The organism is Bradyrhizobium sp. AZCC 2176 (assembly GCF_036924645.1).
Taxonomy (GTDB): Bacteria; Pseudomonadota; Alphaproteobacteria; order Rhizobiales; family Xanthobacteraceae; genus Bradyrhizobium.
The window spans coordinates 7,020,646-7,035,869 of sequence record NZ_JAZHRX010000001.1 but is presented as its reverse complement, the minus strand read 5'-3'; the positions used below and the strand labels follow the sequence as shown (position 1 = coordinate 7,035,869).

12 protein-coding genes are annotated in these 15,224 nt (G+C 63.4%); 6 read left to right on the top strand and 6 right to left on the bottom strand.

What is annotated here, in order from left to right:
* The first annotated feature begins 139 nt into the window (after positions 1 to 139).
* Both V1288_RS33510 and V1288_RS33505 read left to right on the top strand, forming a co-directional pair.
* Positions 140 to 748: a 2-hydroxychromene-2-carboxylate isomerase gene (locus tag V1288_RS33510; protein ID WP_334361058.1), complete on the top strand. Its 609-nt coding sequence runs from the start codon at positions 140 to 142 to the stop codon at positions 746 to 748.
* A complete protein-coding gene (locus tag V1288_RS33505) occupies positions 748 to 1,722 on the top strand; it encodes an NADPH:quinone oxidoreductase family protein (protein ID WP_334361057.1) in 975 nt (324 codons plus the stop codon). Before V1288_RS33510 ends, V1288_RS33505 begins: the two co-directional genes overlap by 1 nt.
* Positions 1,723 to 1,864: 142 nt before the next feature.
* On the opposite strand, the gene V1288_RS33500 is transcribed toward V1288_RS33505, so the two are convergent.
* The 5 genes from V1288_RS33500 to V1288_RS33480 form a co-directional block, all read right to left on the bottom strand.
* Entirely contained in the window at positions 1,865 to 2,755 is an 891-nt protein-coding gene (locus V1288_RS33500; protein WP_334361056.1) for a crotonase/enoyl-CoA hydratase family protein, read from the bottom strand.
* Positions 2,756 to 2,965: 210 nt separating this feature from the next.
* Positions 2,966 to 4,387: an amidase gene (locus tag V1288_RS33495; RefSeq protein ID WP_334361055.1), complete on the bottom strand. Its 1,422-nt coding sequence runs from the start codon at positions 4,385 to 4,387 to the stop codon at positions 2,966 to 2,968.
* Positions 4,380 to 5,552: a M20 aminoacylase family protein gene (locus tag V1288_RS33490; RefSeq protein ID WP_334361054.1), complete on the bottom strand. Its 1,173-nt coding sequence runs from the start codon at positions 5,550 to 5,552 to the stop codon at positions 4,380 to 4,382. The genes V1288_RS33495 and V1288_RS33490 overlap by 8 nt, the downstream gene beginning before the upstream one ends.
* A gap of 9 nt (positions 5,553 to 5,561) precedes the next feature.
* Positions 5,562 to 7,091, bottom strand: coding sequence for a M81 family metallopeptidase (locus V1288_RS33485; protein WP_334361053.1), 1,530 nt, complete (start codon positions 7,089 to 7,091; stop codon positions 5,562 to 5,564).
* Positions 7,092 to 7,274: 183 nt separating this feature from the next.
* Positions 7,275 to 8,405, bottom strand: a complete 1,131-nt coding sequence (locus V1288_RS33480) for a M20/M25/M40 family metallo-hydrolase (protein ID WP_334361052.1) — start codon at positions 8,403 to 8,405, stop codon at positions 7,275 to 7,277.
* A 404-nt stretch (positions 8,406 to 8,809) separates the two neighbouring features.
* On the opposite strand from V1288_RS33480, the gene V1288_RS33475 reads away from it, so the two are divergent.
* The 4 genes from V1288_RS33475 to V1288_RS33460 are packed head-to-tail and all read left to right on the top strand — an operon-like array spanning position 8,810 to position 13,929.
* A complete protein-coding gene (locus tag V1288_RS33475; protein ID WP_334361051.1) occupies positions 8,810 to 10,393 on the top strand; it encodes an ABC transporter substrate-binding protein in 1,584 nt (527 codons plus the stop codon).
* 53 nt (positions 10,394 to 10,446) lie between these two features.
* The gene (locus V1288_RS33470; protein WP_334361050.1) at positions 10,447 to 11,388 is read left to right on the top strand and encodes an ABC transporter permease; all 942 of its coding nucleotides are present in this window, start codon (positions 10,447 to 10,449) and stop codon (positions 11,386 to 11,388) included.
* Positions 11,388 to 12,311: an ABC transporter permease gene (locus V1288_RS33465; RefSeq protein ID WP_334361049.1), complete on the top strand. Its 924-nt coding sequence runs from the start codon at positions 11,388 to 11,390 to the stop codon at positions 12,309 to 12,311. The genes V1288_RS33470 and V1288_RS33465 overlap by 1 nt, the downstream gene beginning before the upstream one ends.
* A gap of 1 nt (position 12,312) precedes the next feature.
* Positions 12,313 to 13,929, top strand: a complete 1,617-nt coding sequence (locus V1288_RS33460) for an ABC transporter ATP-binding protein (protein WP_334361048.1) — start codon at positions 12,313 to 12,315, stop codon at positions 13,927 to 13,929.
* A 316-nt stretch (positions 13,930 to 14,245) separates the two neighbouring features.
* Here the strand turns inward: V1288_RS33460 and V1288_RS33455 are convergent, their stop codons facing one another.
* Positions 14,246 to 15,103, bottom strand: a complete 858-nt coding sequence (locus V1288_RS33455) for an alpha/beta fold hydrolase (protein WP_334361047.1) — start codon at positions 15,101 to 15,103, stop codon at positions 14,246 to 14,248.
* Positions 15,104 to 15,224: the final 121 nt, after the last annotated feature.

Below are 15,224 nucleotides of genomic sequence, written 5' to 3'. Positions count from 1 at the left end.
CTAGCCGTCATTCCGGGGCGCCGCGAAGCAGCGAGCCCGGAATCCAAGCCCGCGCGGAAACATGGATTCCGGGCCTGTGTCTTGCGGCGCACCCCGGAACGACGAGGATGAGCGAAGAACAAACACTTAGGAAAATCCCATGCTCGAATTCTTCTTCGACTGCTCCAGTCCCTGGACTTATCTTGCCTTCCACAACATCCAGCCGCTCGCCAAGGAGCTTGGCGTCGAGATCAATTGGCGGCCGATCCTCGTCGGCGGCATTTTCAATACCGTCAATCCGAGCGTCTATGCCCAGCGCGAGACGCCGGTGCCGTTGAAGGCGCGTTACATGAAGAAGGACCTCGCCGACTGGGCGCGTTCGGCGGGGCGTGCGATCAAGATGCCGCCGACGGTGTTTCCGGTGAACAGCGTGAAAGCGATGCGCGGCTGCATCTGGCTTGGTCAGGAGATGGTGCCGTTCGCGACCGCGGTATTCGAGACCTATTGGGGCGCCGACAAGGACATCTCGCAGGATTCAGTGCTGACCGAAATCTGCAAGAAGGCGGGCGTCGATCACGTCAAGTTCTTCGAAGGCATCGGCCAGCAGGCGATCAAGGATCAGCTCAAGGCCAATACGGATGAGGTGATGGCGCGCGGCGGTTTTGGTTCGCCGACCATCTTCGTCGACAAGACCGACATGTATTTCGGCAACGACCGGATGCCGCTTATCCGCGAAGCGCTTGAGCGCCTCAAAGCACGGGCCGCCTGATGCCGAAAGCCGTCGTCTGCCGCGAGCTTGGCCCGCCCGAGAGCCTGCGCCTGGAAACGTTTGAGGCAGCAGCCTTGGTGCCGGGGCAGGTACGCGTCGCCATCCGCGCCGCCGGCATCAATTTTCCTGATATCCTGATGGCAGCGGGTGAGTATCAGCTCAAGCCGCCGTTGCCGTTCACGTCGGGTGTCGAAGCCGCCGGCGACGTGGTCGAAGTCAATGAGGCGCACGGCGTTGCGCTAGGTGACAGGGTCATGGTCAAGATGCGGCACGGCGCCTATTCCGATGAAGCCGTCGCCACGCCGTCGCAACTCGTAAAACTGCCGTCGACATTCGATTATGCCGAGGGCGCGACGTTTCTGGCCGGTCACGGCACGGCCTATCACGCGCTGATCGACCGCGGCCGGCTTGAGCCCGGCGAGGTATTGCTGGTGCACGGCGCGGGCGGCGGCGTCGGGCTCGCCGCCGTCGAAATCGGCAAGATGTTGGGAGCGACCGTGATCGCCACTGCCTCGAGCGATGAGAAGCTCGCGATCGCGAAAGCGAGGGGCGCCGATCATCTCATCCGTTACGACCAGGAGCCGTTCCGCGATGCCGTCAAGCGCATCACCGGCGGGCAGGGCGCCGACGTGGTGTTCGATCCGGTCGGCGGCGAGGTATTCGAGAATTCGATGCGATGTATCAACTGGGGCGCAAGGCTTTTGATCATCGGATTCACCGGCGGCATCGGGCTTGCGAAGACCAATCTTCTGATGATCAAGGGCGCGAGCGTGCTCGGCGTCCGCGCAGGCGAAGCCGTGCGGAGAAATCCAGCTCTGGGTGAGGTCAGGATCAAGGCGCTGACGGAATGGGCGGAAGCCGGAAAGATCCGACCCAACGTCTCGCACCGGCTGCCGCTGGAAGATTATGCCAAGGCGATGCGGCTGTTGATCGACCGCAAGGCGATCGGGCGCGTGGCGCTCATGGTGCAATGATTTGCTGCCGTCGTTCCGGGATGGTGCATAGCACCAGACCTCGGATGCGCAATTGCGCATCGGGGAACCTCGAGCTTCTCAGGCACGCAATTGCGCACCACAGCTCGATGCTTCGCATCGCCCCGGAATGACTGCTGCGCAGTCACCTATACTCGCGCTCGTGCCACCACGGGAAATAGTCGGGCATGTCGCTGGAGACCTTGTTCTTGAATTGCGCCGGGCGCTTTTCAAGGAACGAGACCACACCTTCTTTCACGTCCTCCGAACGGCCGCGGGCGTAGATGCCGCGGCTGTCGACCTTGTGGGCTTCCATCGGATCGTCGGCCCCCATCATGCGCCACATCATCTGCCGGATCAGCGCCACCGACACCGGAGCGGTCTTGGCGGCGAATTCCTTGGCGAGCGCGCGTGCGGTCGGCAGCAAATCGTCCGGCGGTACCACCTTGCTGACGAGGCGGCCGGCCAGCGCTTCCTGCGCCGGGAAGACGCGCCCCGAATAGCACCATTCGAGCGCCTGCGAGATGCCGACGATGCGGGGCAGGAACCAGCTCGAGGCGGCCTCGGGCACGATGCCGCGCTGGGAGAACACGAAACCGAAGCGCGCTGCTTCGGACGCAATGCGGATGTCCATGGCTAGCTGCATGGTGACGCCGATGCCGACCGCCGGTCCGTTCACCGCCGCGATCACGGGCTTGAGGCACTTGAAGATCCGTAGCGTCACTTGCCCGCCGCCGTCGCGCACCTGGGGATCGCTATAGTCGACGGCGCCGCTGGCGAGCCGCTTCACCGGTCCGCGCCGGGCGTCGCGGTCGAACGTATTGGCGCCGGAAGAAAGATCGGCGCCGGCGCAGAAGCCGCGGCCTGCGCCGGTCACGATGATGGCGCGAACATCGTCGTCGCTGTCGGCCGCGTCGAATGCGGCGATCAGTTCCTGCTGCATGGTCCCGTTGAAGGCGTTGAGCTTGTCGGGCCGGTTCAGCGTGATGGTGAGAATCTGATCGTCGACCTCGTACTTGATGGTTTCATACGCCATGGGGTGTGGTTCCTTCCTGTGTGTTCTTGTTTGATTACCCAACACATCGTCATGCCCGGCCAGAAGTGCGTCTTCGCGCTAGATGTGCCGGGCATCCACGTCTTACTCCGCCGACAGCGTAAAGACGTGGATGGCTGGGCATAGGCGAGCGGCCGCGACGCCGTCCTTCCGGACGGCTATGCCCGGCCATGACGGAGGTACCAGAATCTACTACTTCGGCGGCGAGGGCCACGGCCGCTGCGGGCCGCGCAGGCCTTCGAACGCCTTGGCCATGCCGAGCACGCCGAGGTCGTCGAAGCGGCGGCCGACGATCTGCACGCCGATCGGGAAACCCTTTTCGTCATAGCCGCCATTGATCGAGATCGCGGGATTTTCAGACATGTTCCACGGCACGGTAAAGGCAATGTGCTCGAACGGCTTGTCCGGATCGTTGATCGGGGCGGCAAACTCGGCGGGGAAGTTCACCACCGGCGATACCGGCGAAATCACGTAGTCCAGATCGCAGAACAGTTTTGCCGCCGCCGCGCGGATCGCCATCGTGGCGTTAAAGCCCCTGACGACGTCGACGCCGGAAAGTCTTGCGCCGGCTTGCGCCCATGTATGGATGTAAGGCAGCGCCTTGCCGCGTTCCTCAGGCGAAAGTTTTGAGAGGTCGTCCCACATCCGCGCCCGAAAGAAATTGTCGATCCCATCGAGCATCTCGCGTGTCAGGATGCCGTCGACCTCGGTCACCACGGCGCCGGCGGACTCAAACGCCTTGGCCGCCTTGACGGCAACGCTTCGCACGTCGCTTTCCAGCGCCTGGCCGGTGCCGGCATCGAGCATCAGGCCGATACGCATCTTGCGCGGTGACTTATCCAGTGTCTTCCAGTGAATGCTGCTGTCCGCCGGCAGACTCATGCCGTCGCGACGATCCGGTTTCGACAATACGCACATCATCAGCGCGGCGTCATCGACAGTGCGGGTCATTGGCCCGGCGACGCGACCGACATAGGGCGGATCGACCGGAACGCGCCCAAAACTCGGCTTCAACGCGACGAGGCCGCACCACGAGGCCGGCAGCCGCACCGAGCCGCCGATGTCGGTGCCGAGATGCAGCGGGCCGTAGCCGGCCGCGCCTGCCGCGCCCGCGCCGGAGGACGAGCCGCCGGGATTTTTGCTGAGGTCCCAGGGATTGCGGGTGAGGGGGTGGAAACTGGAGAGCCCCGACGACAGCATGCCGTAATCCGGCATCGTCGTCTTGGAGAAGATGATCGCGCCGGATTCACGCAAGCGCGCGGCGGGCGGCGCATCTTTCTCTGCCGGCACCAGCTTGACACTGGCGGCGCCCAGCGGGATCGGCTGACCCTTGGTGGCGATATTGTCCTTGATGGTGACGGGCACGCCGTCGAGCGTGCCCACGGGCTCGCCTTTCTGCCAGCGGTCGGTCGAGGCCTTCGCGGCAGCGCGCGCGCTCTCGGGATCGAACAGATAGAGCGCCTTGATGTGCGGCTCCCACGCCGCGACATGCTCAATCACTTCCTCCAGCACTTCCGATGGCGAGAACTGCTTGGCGCGATAGCCCGCGATCAGGTCGACGGCGGACAGGTCATGCAGCGAGGTGATCTCTTCTTCGGCGGTTGATTTATGCATGCGAACCTACCTGGAGCCTGGTTTCGATGATGCGGGCAAACATGCTGGCGCCGATCGGCAGGATCTTGTCGTCGAGCACGTAGCCGGGATTGTGCACCGGCACCGAGCCGTCGTGGCCGATCCAGAAATAGGCGCCAGGCACCACCTGCATCATGTCGGCGAAATCCTCGCTGCCCATCTTCGGCGTCGCGCGCGTGAACACATTGGCGGGATCGATCACGGTCTTCGCCACGGCCTCGACCACCCTCGATTGTTCCTCCTTGTTGACGAGCACGCTGAACGTGTCGCGGATATCGGCCGTGATCTCGCACTGGTAGGTCGCAGCGATGCCGGCGCAGATCGTCCGCATCCGCTCGCGGATCAACGCGCGGACGCCGTCGTCGAACGCGCGCACCGTGCCGCAGAGTTTTGCATCGCCGGGGATCACGTTGTACGCGGAGCCGGAATGAATCTGGGTGATCGACAGCACCGCAGACTTCAAGGGGTCGACGTTGCGGCTGACGATGGTCTGCAGTGCCTGGGCAAGCGTGGTTGCAATCACGACTGCGTCCTTGGACCGTTCCGGCATCGCGCCATGCGCGCCATAGCCCTGGATGTTGATGTCGAAGAAATCGGCGCCTGCCATCGCCGGTCCCGGCAGGATCGCGATCTCGCCGTGGTTCAGGTCGGGCGCGTTATGCAGCCCATAAACCTCGTCGCAGGGGAATTTCTCGAACAGGCCGTCCTTGATCATGGCGCGCGCGCCGCCGAGGCCTTCCTCGGCGGGCTGGAAGATGAAATGGACGGTGCCGTCGAAGTTTTTCGTCTCCGCCAGATAGCGCGCGGTGCCGAGCAGCATGGTGGTGTGGCCGTCATGGCCGCAGCCGTGGAAGCGGCCGGGAATCGTCGAGCGCCATTTCAGGTTGGTATTCTCTTCCATCGGCAGCGCGTCCATGTCGGCGCGCAGCCCGATGCGCTTGCCGCCACTGCCCTTGCCCTTGAGCACGCCGATCACGCCGGTGCCGCCGAGCCCGCGATGCACCTCGATGCCCCATCCCTTCAGCTTCTCCGCGACGATACCGGAGGTGCGCACTTCTTCGAAGCCGATCTCGGGATGAGCATGCAGATCGCGTCTGATCGCGGTGAGTTCTTCGGCATAGCCGTCGATGCGGTCGATGGTGGGCATGTATGTCTGTTATCCCGTGACTGAAGATTTCGAGAGTGATGGGGCGGATGGTGTGAAGGCGGCGCCGTTCGGCTTGATGCGGATGCCCGGACGGAGCCGGGTCCAGGGCAATGCCGCCGTATCGGCCGGCATCGCGCCGGGCGCGGCGCAGATCAGGAGCTTTTCGGCGATCGGCTCGAAATCGGCGCGAAAATGCACCGAGCTCTTGTTGACCAGGATTTTCTGTTCGGTCGGCTCGATGCCGACATAGCGGTACATCGACTGGTCGGCGAGTTGCGCCTTGTAGGAGCCGACGACCACACGGACATCGCCGATGCGCAGGCAGGCCGATAGCCCCATATCCATGTCGCGTCCGCCGTAATAGGGGCCGGTAGCTACGAATTTGCCATCGGACAGCTTCTCGACGACAAAGGTTTCCCTGTAGGGCGCGTCGCCGGGAATGCCGGACTTGCCGCCGAGATCCAGCGTAACCGTGGCGCCGACGCCGACCGCATGCGCAGCGATAGCCGATTGCGGATCGTAGATCACGCCGGTCGCGGCACCGGACGCTTTGTTGCGCACCAGCGCGCGCAGCATGCCCGTGGTATCGGAATCGCCGCCGGCGCCGGGATTGTCTTGGGTGTCGGCGATGACGATCGGCCTGGTCGCCGATTTCGCCAGCTCGATCGCGAGGCGCACGCCGTCATCGGGCGAATAGATGCGGCCGTCGAAATCGTCCTCGTGGCTCTCGACGAGGGCGACAATCCTGTCGGCCGCAGCGTCGGCGTCGGCCTGCGTCCGGCCATAGGCAAAGACGCTCGGCCCGCAATCCCTGAAATCCGCTGCCGGAAAACCCGGCGCAAACGACAGTGTTGGCACCGCGTCGCTTTCGAGCGCTGCCAGCTTTTCGTAAATGCTCCTGCTCGGCTGGTCGTTGGTGCATTGCCAGGAGATCGGGATCAGGAACGGCAATTGCCGGAACGCCTTTGCGAAGCGCGCCTTCGTCTTCAGCATCAGCGCGAGGTGTCTTGCACAGGCGCGGCCGGTGTCGGCCATGTCGACGTGAGGGTAGGTGCGGTAGGCAATGAGGGCATCTGCATGCTCCATCATCTCGGGCGAGACGTTGGCATGGAGGTCGAGGCTTGCGACCAGTGGCAGGTCCTTGCCGATCACTTGGCGCACGCGCGCAAGGGTTTCGCCTTCGCCATCGTCGTAATGTTCGGTCACCATGGCGCCGTGCAGATCGAGATAGACGGCATCGATCGGTCCGCCCGCAGCGATGCCGTCGACCATCTCCTTCATGACGCGTTCGAAGGCGTCCCTGGTGACATGCGCCGATGGGCTGGCGGCCGCCGAGATCGTCGGGACCAGCTCCCAACCGTTGGCTTCAGCTGCCTCGACGAAGCCGGCAAGGCCGACATTGATGTTGCGCATGAGCACATCGGCGCCATGTGCCATCGACGGCCAGCCCCCGCCATGGACGAAATCGTCATAGGTCGCCTTCGTTAGCGCGAACGTGTTGGTCTCGTGCAGAAAGGCGCCAACGGCGATGCGGGTCATTCAGTGTCTCGGCCAATGGTTTTCGTTGGAGGGACGTTAAGCGCGACATCGCGGCAAGCGCAAGCCGGGGAGCAATTCCGTTTTGCATGCCGCCCCACCGTCATTGCGAGCGAAGCGACTCGTCCGCCGTAGCTCAACGAGCGAAGGCGGAAGCAATCCATGCTGCGTCTTGCGGTGCGTAGATCACGTCAGCGTCGCCAGCAAGCCCGCCATCAAACGGCCGCGCTCGGCGAGACTGTCGACCTCGATATGTTCGTTGAGCGTATGAGCGTCGGCGCCACGAACACCCAAGCCATCAAGGGTAGGGATGCCCATCGCGCCCGTGAAATTGCCGTCGGAGCCGCCGCCGGCGCTGCCATGCGGAAGCTCGACGCCCATTTGCCTGGCCACGCTACGCGCGTGTTCGTAGAGCGCCATCGTGCCGGCATCGGGTTCCCATACCGGCCGGGTCACACCACGGGTGACCTTGAACGTGACATCATTGCTGCTCCCGGAAAGCGCCAGCATCCGTTCGACGCCGCGATCGAGGTCGGCCTGTCGCTTGGCCATGCTGAGCGCCTCGCCGGTGCAGGTGGTGGCGACGCAATTGACCCATTGGCCGCCATGCACGACGCCGACCGAAAAGGTGCAATCTTCGGTCGTCATGCCGTCGATAGTGATAATCTGGCGTGCCATTTCGCGGATCGCGGAACGGCCGGCGGAGAGCGTGGCGCCGGCATGGCTCGGCTTGCCGATGGCTTCGAGATTGAAGCGGGCAATGGCATATCGCCCGGTCACCACGCCGTTGTTGGCGCGGCCCGGCTCCGGAACCAGCACATATTTGTTGCGGGCGGCTTCGGCCTCGATGATGTCGCGGGTCGACGGTGTGCCGACCTCTTCGTCCGGCGTGAACAACACGGTGATCGGCAGCGGCGTCGTGAACGCGGCGCGGCCCAGTTGCCGGATCGCTTCGAGAGTGAGGTAGTTACCGCCCTTCATGTCGAAGATGCCCGGGCCGTAGCATTTGTTGCCTTCGCACCGCCACGCCAGCTTTTCCAGCGTGCCGACGGGATGGACGGTATCGAAATGACCCGCGATCAGAATACCAGGCTCGCCCTGCTTCGGATGCGGGAAGCGCGCGCGGACGCAGCCGGCAAAGCCCTGCCGCCCGGCGATGCGTTCGATGGTCGCACCCATGATGGCCATTTCGCGCGCCGCAAGGTCGAGCATACGATCGACTGCACGCGCGTCCCAGGTTGGGCTTTCGCATTCGACCCAGGCCCGCAAACCCTGCAGCATGGTCTCGGAATCGAAGGGAAGGTTGGCAGGATTCATATTGGGTCCTCCCGGTTGGGCCGGAATGTTTGGTTTCGGTGTGGGCTCTTTACGAGAAGGATCGGCAGCGAATTTGTAAAGGGAAAAACATGGCACGGTTGACGCTTCCCGGCATCCGGTCGGGAGATCGGGAATTCTGGCATCATTCTTGATTGTAAGTTTGCGAGAGGCGTATTGGCGGAGCTGAACAGGGCGGCGCTCCATCCAATGGCAGGCAGAAGCCGGCCGCGGAGGGACCTGTCCGGAGGGCTGTCCTGATTTCTGCCTGAGCGCCGGCGTCACCAGTGTCGTCGGGTCAAAAGGGTGTTGTGAAGCTGAATATCGCCCCTATAGTCCGGTGAGAAACCGGGCAGGGGCCCGAACAATAGGCATTCGGGCGTCGAGACGACAATGGAGGTGAAGGAATGAACGCGTTCAGAAAAGCAATTCTTGCTGCGACTTGCGTCGGCAGCCTGATGGTTGTTGCGGCAGTGCCTGCGCTTGCGCAGACCACGTTGCGCGCCGTCATGCACTCGGATCTGAAGATCCTGGATCCGATCTGGACCACGGCCTACATCGTCCGCAACCACGGCTACATGATCTACGACACGCTGCTCGCGCAGGATGAAAAAGGCGAGATCAAGCCGCAGATGGTGGAGAAGTATGAGGCTGCGGCGGACGGTAAGGGCTACACCTTCACGCTGCGCGACGGACTGCTATGGCATGACGGGCAACCGGTAACGTCGGAAGATTGCATTGCCTCGATCAAGCGCTGGGCCGCGAAGGACTCCCTCGGCCAGAAGATGATGACGTTCGTCGACTCGATGACCGCTGTCGATGCCAAGACTTTCACCATCAAGCTCAAGGAACCGACAGGCCTCGTGCTGCTGGGCCTCTCGAAGCCCTCATCCAACGTGCCGTTCATGATGCCCAAGCGCGTCGCCGAGACGGACCCCAACAAGCAGATCGAGGATTTTACGGGATCGGGCCCCTTCGTCTTCGTCAGGGATGAGTGGAAGCCGGGCGACAAGACCGTCTATGTTAAGTTCGACAAGTACAAGCCGCGCGCCGAGCCGGCCTCGGGTCTTGCCGGCGGCAAGGTCGTCAAGGTGGATCGCGTCGAGTGGCGCGCGATTTCCGACGCGCAGCAAGCCGTCAACGCGCTGCAAAAGGGCGAGATCGACTATATCGAGCAGCCCAGCCACGATCTCCTGGGCGGCTTGAAGAAGGATACCAACATCGCAATCGTCGACGTGCCGCAAATCAAGGCGCAGTACGTCTTCCGTCCGAACCACCTGCACAAGCCGTTCGACAACCCGAAGGTCCGCCAGGCGCTTTGGTACGCCTTCAATCAGGAAGACTTCCTGATGGCGACCATCGGTGACGAGAACTACATCAAAGCGTGCAAGGCGCTGTTCATTTGCGACACCCCATTCGGGACGACCAAGGGAACCGAAGCAATTCTCACCTCGAACGCCAAGAAGGCGCAGGAACTCCTGAAGGAAGCGGGCTATGACGGCACACCCGTGCTGCTGATGCACTCCACCGACCTGAAAGCCCTGACCAACCTCGCGCCGGTGGCGAAATCACTGATGGAAAAAGCCGGCTTCAAGGTCGACATGCAGTCGATGGACTGGCAGACCCTTGTTGCGCGCCGCGCCAAGAAGGATGCACCGAGTGCCGGTGGCTGGAATGCCTTCCTTACGGCCTGGGTCACGGCCGACGTGATGAACCCGGTCTCTGCCGCCTATGTGAATGCGGGGTGCGAAAAGGCTTCGTTCGGATGGCCCTGCGATCCAGAGATGGAGAAGCTGCGCGACGAGTTCGCCCGTTCATCCGATCTGGCGAAGCAGAAGGAGATCGCGGAAGCGGTCCAGAAGCGCAATATCGAGATCACGGCCATGATCCCGGTCGGCGAGTACGCCCAGCCGATTGCCATTCGCAAGAACGTCAAGGGGATTTTGATGGCGCCGGTCCCGGTGCATTGGAACATCGAGGTCACGAAGTGATGTGAAGGAAGCGGGCGGCTTCCCGCCGCCCGTTTCATTTCGGGGATCGACCTATGTATGGCTACTTCTTCCGGCGATTGCTCGGCACGGTCCCCGTGATGCTGGTGGTCGCGGTCTTCATCTTTCTGATGCTGCGGCTGACCCCGTCCGACCCGGCGGCAGTCATCGCCGGCGATAATGCCACCACCGAACAGGTGGCGCAGATCCGCAGCCAACTCGGCCTCGACCGGCCGATGATCGAGCAATTCTTCATCTGGTCCGCCCGGGTGCTGACCGGCGATTTCGGCGAAAGTTTCTTCTTCAGGAAGACCGTGGCCGCGCTGATCGGCGAACGCATCGAGCCGACCCTGTCGCTCGCCTTGTTCACGATCCTGATTGCGGTGTTTGTCGCTGTTCCGCTCGGCGTGCTGGCGGCGCATCGGCACGGTTCGTGGATTGACCGCATCGTAATGGGCTTTTCGGTGCTCGGCTTTTCCGTGCCCGTGTTCGTGATCGGCTACCTCCTGATCTACCTGTTCGCGGTCTATTTGAACTGGCTGCCGGTGCAGGGCTATCAGCGAATCTCGGAGGGGGTTGGCGGCTGGGTGCAGCGGCTGATCCTGCCGTCGGTGACCTTGTCGGTGATTTATATTGCGCTGATCGCGCGCATGACCCGCACCAGCGTGCTGGAAGTGCTCTCGGAGGATTACATTCGCACCGCACGCGCCAAGGGACAGTCCGAGCGAAAGGTGCTGTTCCGCCATGCGCTGCGCAATGCGGCGGTGCCGATCGTCACCGTGATCGGCCTTGGTGTCGCGCTGCTGATCGGCGGCGTCGTCGTCACCGAAAGCGTGTTCACGATTCCGGGCCTCGGCCGGCTCACGGTCGATGCGGTGCTGGCGCGCGACTATCCGACGATCCAGGCCGTCATTCTGCTGTTTTCGTTCGTCTACGTCATGATCAACCTGTCGGTCGACATGATCTACACCGTACTCGATCCCAGGATCCGCTACTGATGGCCGACACGACGATCCTCGAACCCGTACTGCCGGCGAGCCCGGGCAAGCCCGCCGCGTACCGCAAATTGCTGCGTAACCCGGGCGTGATGTTCGGCGCCGCCGTCATTGCGATCGTATTGCTGATGGGACTATTGGCGCCCTGGCTCGGAACCATCGATCCGACGGCGATCAGCCCGATCGCACGAAACAAGGTCCCAGGTGCGGAAATCACGATGCGGACGGACACCGGCGAACGCATCAAGATGATCGCCAAGTTCGGCACAGACAGCCTGGGACGTGACGTCTACAGCCGCGTGGTCTATGGCGCGCGCGTCTCTCTCTTCGTCGGCATCACGGTGGCGCTGATCAGCGTCGCCTGTGGCCTGTTCATCGGTCTGCTCGCCGGCTTCTTCCGCATTCTCGACGCCATCATCATGCGGATCATGGACGGCCTGATGGCGATTCCGGCCATCCTGCTGGCGATCGCCATGGTGTCGCTGTTCCGCTCCAGCGTGTGGACAGTGATCATCGCCATCACCGTTCCGCAGATTCCCGGTGTGGTCCGGCTCGTGCGCTCCATCGTGCTCAGCGTGCGCGAGGAGCCCTATGTCGAGGCGGCGGTGACGCTCGGCACTTCGACCCCGAAACTGCTGTGGCGGCATGTTTTGCCCAACACGATCGCGCCCATGATCGTGCAAGGCACGTTCATCTGCGCGTCCGCCATCCTCATCGAAGCCATCCTGTCCTTCCTTGGCATCGGCGTGCCGCCGGAGGTGCCGACCTGGGGCAACATCATGGCCGAGGGCCGGCAGGTCTTCAGCCTGTATCCGCACAACATCATCTATCCCGGCGTATGCCTTGCGCTCACCATCCTTGCCGTCAACGTTCTCGGCGACGGCTTGCGCGATACGCTCGATCCCAGAATGGCGAAGCGGGTGTGACGTGAGCAATACCGTCCTCGAAATTTCGAATCTTAGTGTCGCCATCAACGGAGGCGACCGGACGCATGCCGTGCAGGGCATCAACCTGACCGTCGGCGCCGACGAGATCGTTTGCGTGGTGGGGGAATCCGGGTCCGGCAAATCGGTGACGGCGCAGGCTGTCATGGGCCTGCTGCCGAAGGGAGCGATGCGGGTCGAAAGCGGCTCGATCCGGCTGCAGGGCGATCAACTGCTCACCAGATCCGACGCCGAGCTGCGCGCGATTCGCGGCACCCGCATGGCCATGGTGTTCCAGGAGCCGATGACCGCGCTCAATCCGGTCGAGCGGGTCGGCGACCAGATCCGCGAAGTGCTGGAGGTCCACACCGGCCTCGACCAGAAGGAACAGCGTGCGCGCGTGCTCGAGATCATGCGCGCGGTGCATCTGCCCGATCCCGAACAGATGATCGACGCCTATCCGCATCAGCTCTCCGGCGGCCAGCGCCAGCGGATCATGATCGCGGCGGCGCTGGTGCTCGATCCCGCGCTGCTGATTGCCGACGAGCCGACCACCGCGCTTGACGTCACCACGCAGGCGCAGATCCTCAAGCTCGTGCGGGAAATGCAGGGCCGCACCAAAACCGGCGTGCTGTTCATCACCCATGATTTCGGCGTCGTTTCCGAGATCGCCGACCGCGTCGTGGTGATGCAGATGGGCCGGATCGTGGAGCAGGGCCCCTGCGAGGAGGTACTGCGGAATCCGCGCGAGGACTATACAAGAATGCTCTTGGGCGCGGTGCCAAGCATGACGCCGCCGAAGCGGTCGCCGGTGACCGGACCGGTGGTTCTGCAGACCGAGAATCTTTTCAAGACCTATGGCAAGCGCTCGCTGTTCCAGCCGAAGGCGCGCGTGGTGGCCGCGGTCAAGGACGTCTCGCTGACGATCCGGCGCGGCGAAACGCTGGGCATTGTCGGCGAGTCCGGTTCCGGCAAATCGACGGTGGCGCGCTGCGTCGCGCGGCTGGTCGATACGTCAGCCGGCGGCATCAAGATCGACGGGGTCGATATCGCGGCGATGCGGGAAGCAAAATTCCGCCCGATGCGCCGGCGCATTCAGTTCATCTTCCAGGACCCGTACCGATCGCTCAACCCGCGCCGCACGGTCGGCGAGGCGATCATCGAGGGGCCGATGAATTTTGGCCTCAGCCGCAAGGAGGCGTTGCAGCGCGCGCGCGATCTGATGGCCGTGGTGCATCTGCCGCCGGCTGCGATCGACCGTTTCCCGCATCAGTTCTCCGGCGGCCAGCGTCAGAGGATATGCATCGCGCGGGCGCTGGCGATGGAGCCGGAGTTGCTGATCGGCGACGAGCCAGTGTCGGCGCTCGACGTGTCTGTGCAGGATCAGGTGCTGAAGCTCCTGGACGAAGTGCGCCGCAAGTTCAATCTGGCGGTGCTGTTCATCACCCACGATCTGCGGGTGGCCGCCCAGGTCTGCGACAGGATCGCGGTCATGCAGCGCGGGGTGATTGTCGAGCAGGGTGCCACGGCAGATGTTTTTGCCGCGCCCCAGCACGAATACACCAGGGCACTGTTCGACGCCGCGCCCGGCCGGCATCAGCAATTTGCCGCTATCGCGTAATGGCGGTCGCGTTGACCCCACGCGGTCCTCTCGTCATTGCTGTCGAGCGCCGAGCGAAGCAATCCATTCTCTTCCGTGAAGACGGCTGGATTGCTTCGCTTGCAATGACCGTGAACGTCAGCAGTGGCTATCCCGCACCAGTTCCGGGCCGTCGTTCGCCAGCGGCGAGGGGATTTGCGGTTGTTGCGGCTGGGAGGGCCGCCGATCCGGGGGCGATTTGCGCCCGGTTGCGGCAGGCTTGTCCGAGGGTTGTTCGCTGGCCATGTCGTCATACTCCTTTTTGTGCACGACAACATTTTTGCGGACGTTGCGTTCCTCACACCGGATGCGCGGCGAGATGTTCCAGCATCAACTCACTGACCTTTTCCGGCGCCTGATCCGCCGCAAAATGCCCGACGCCGGGCAGCACCTCGAAATGATAGGGTGCGGCAATGAAATCAACCGTGCCTTCTGCGGCGGTGCGGCCGACGGTGTCGTCGGCGTCGCCCCAGATATAAAGCGTCGGCACCCGGATCGGACCGAGCGGCCCGCGGATCGCGCCGAGGGCGCGATACCAGCCCAGCGCCGCTTCCATCGCATCCTCGTTGCCGAGCACGGCAAGATGCGCCTCGATTGCCTCTGCGGGAACACCGTTGGCGGCGAGACGATCACGCAGCCATTTGGCGTCGTCCGCCAGCACGATATCGGCGGCATCCGGTTCCAGAAACGCCTTGTGGTGCTTTGAGCGCTGCGCCTGCTCGCCGTCGGTTGCCAGCGCTCGGTTGAACGCATTCGGATGCGGTCGCGAGAGAATGGTAAGCGAGGCCAGCCGCTCGTGGTGGCGGTCGGCGATGCCCCAGGCGATACTGCCGCCCCAGTCGTGGCCAACGAGATGAAAGCGCGCCTCGCCATAGCCCGCGGCCGCCGCGATCGCCATCGCGTCGTCCATCAGGCGGTCGATCAGATAGTGCGAAAACTGGCGCGGATCCGGCCGGGCGCCCGGCGAATAGCCGCGCTGGCTTGGCGCGATGGCGCGATAGCCCATGTCGCCGAGCGCAGTCACCTGCGCGCGCCAGCAATGCATTGATTCCGCAAAACCGTGCAGCAGCAACACCAGCGGCGCCCCGGGTGGACCGGCGGTGATGGCATCGAAGACGAGATGCGGCGCGATGGTGATCTTTTCGAAGGTGGGCATGGGGCGACCCTGGATGGGCAATCGGGCCGATCCATGGTGGGTCATATTTCAGCGGGCGTGCCGGAATTGTGCAACCCGGGAAAATTGCTGTATTGGAAGCCGCATAGAGGCCCGAGGGACG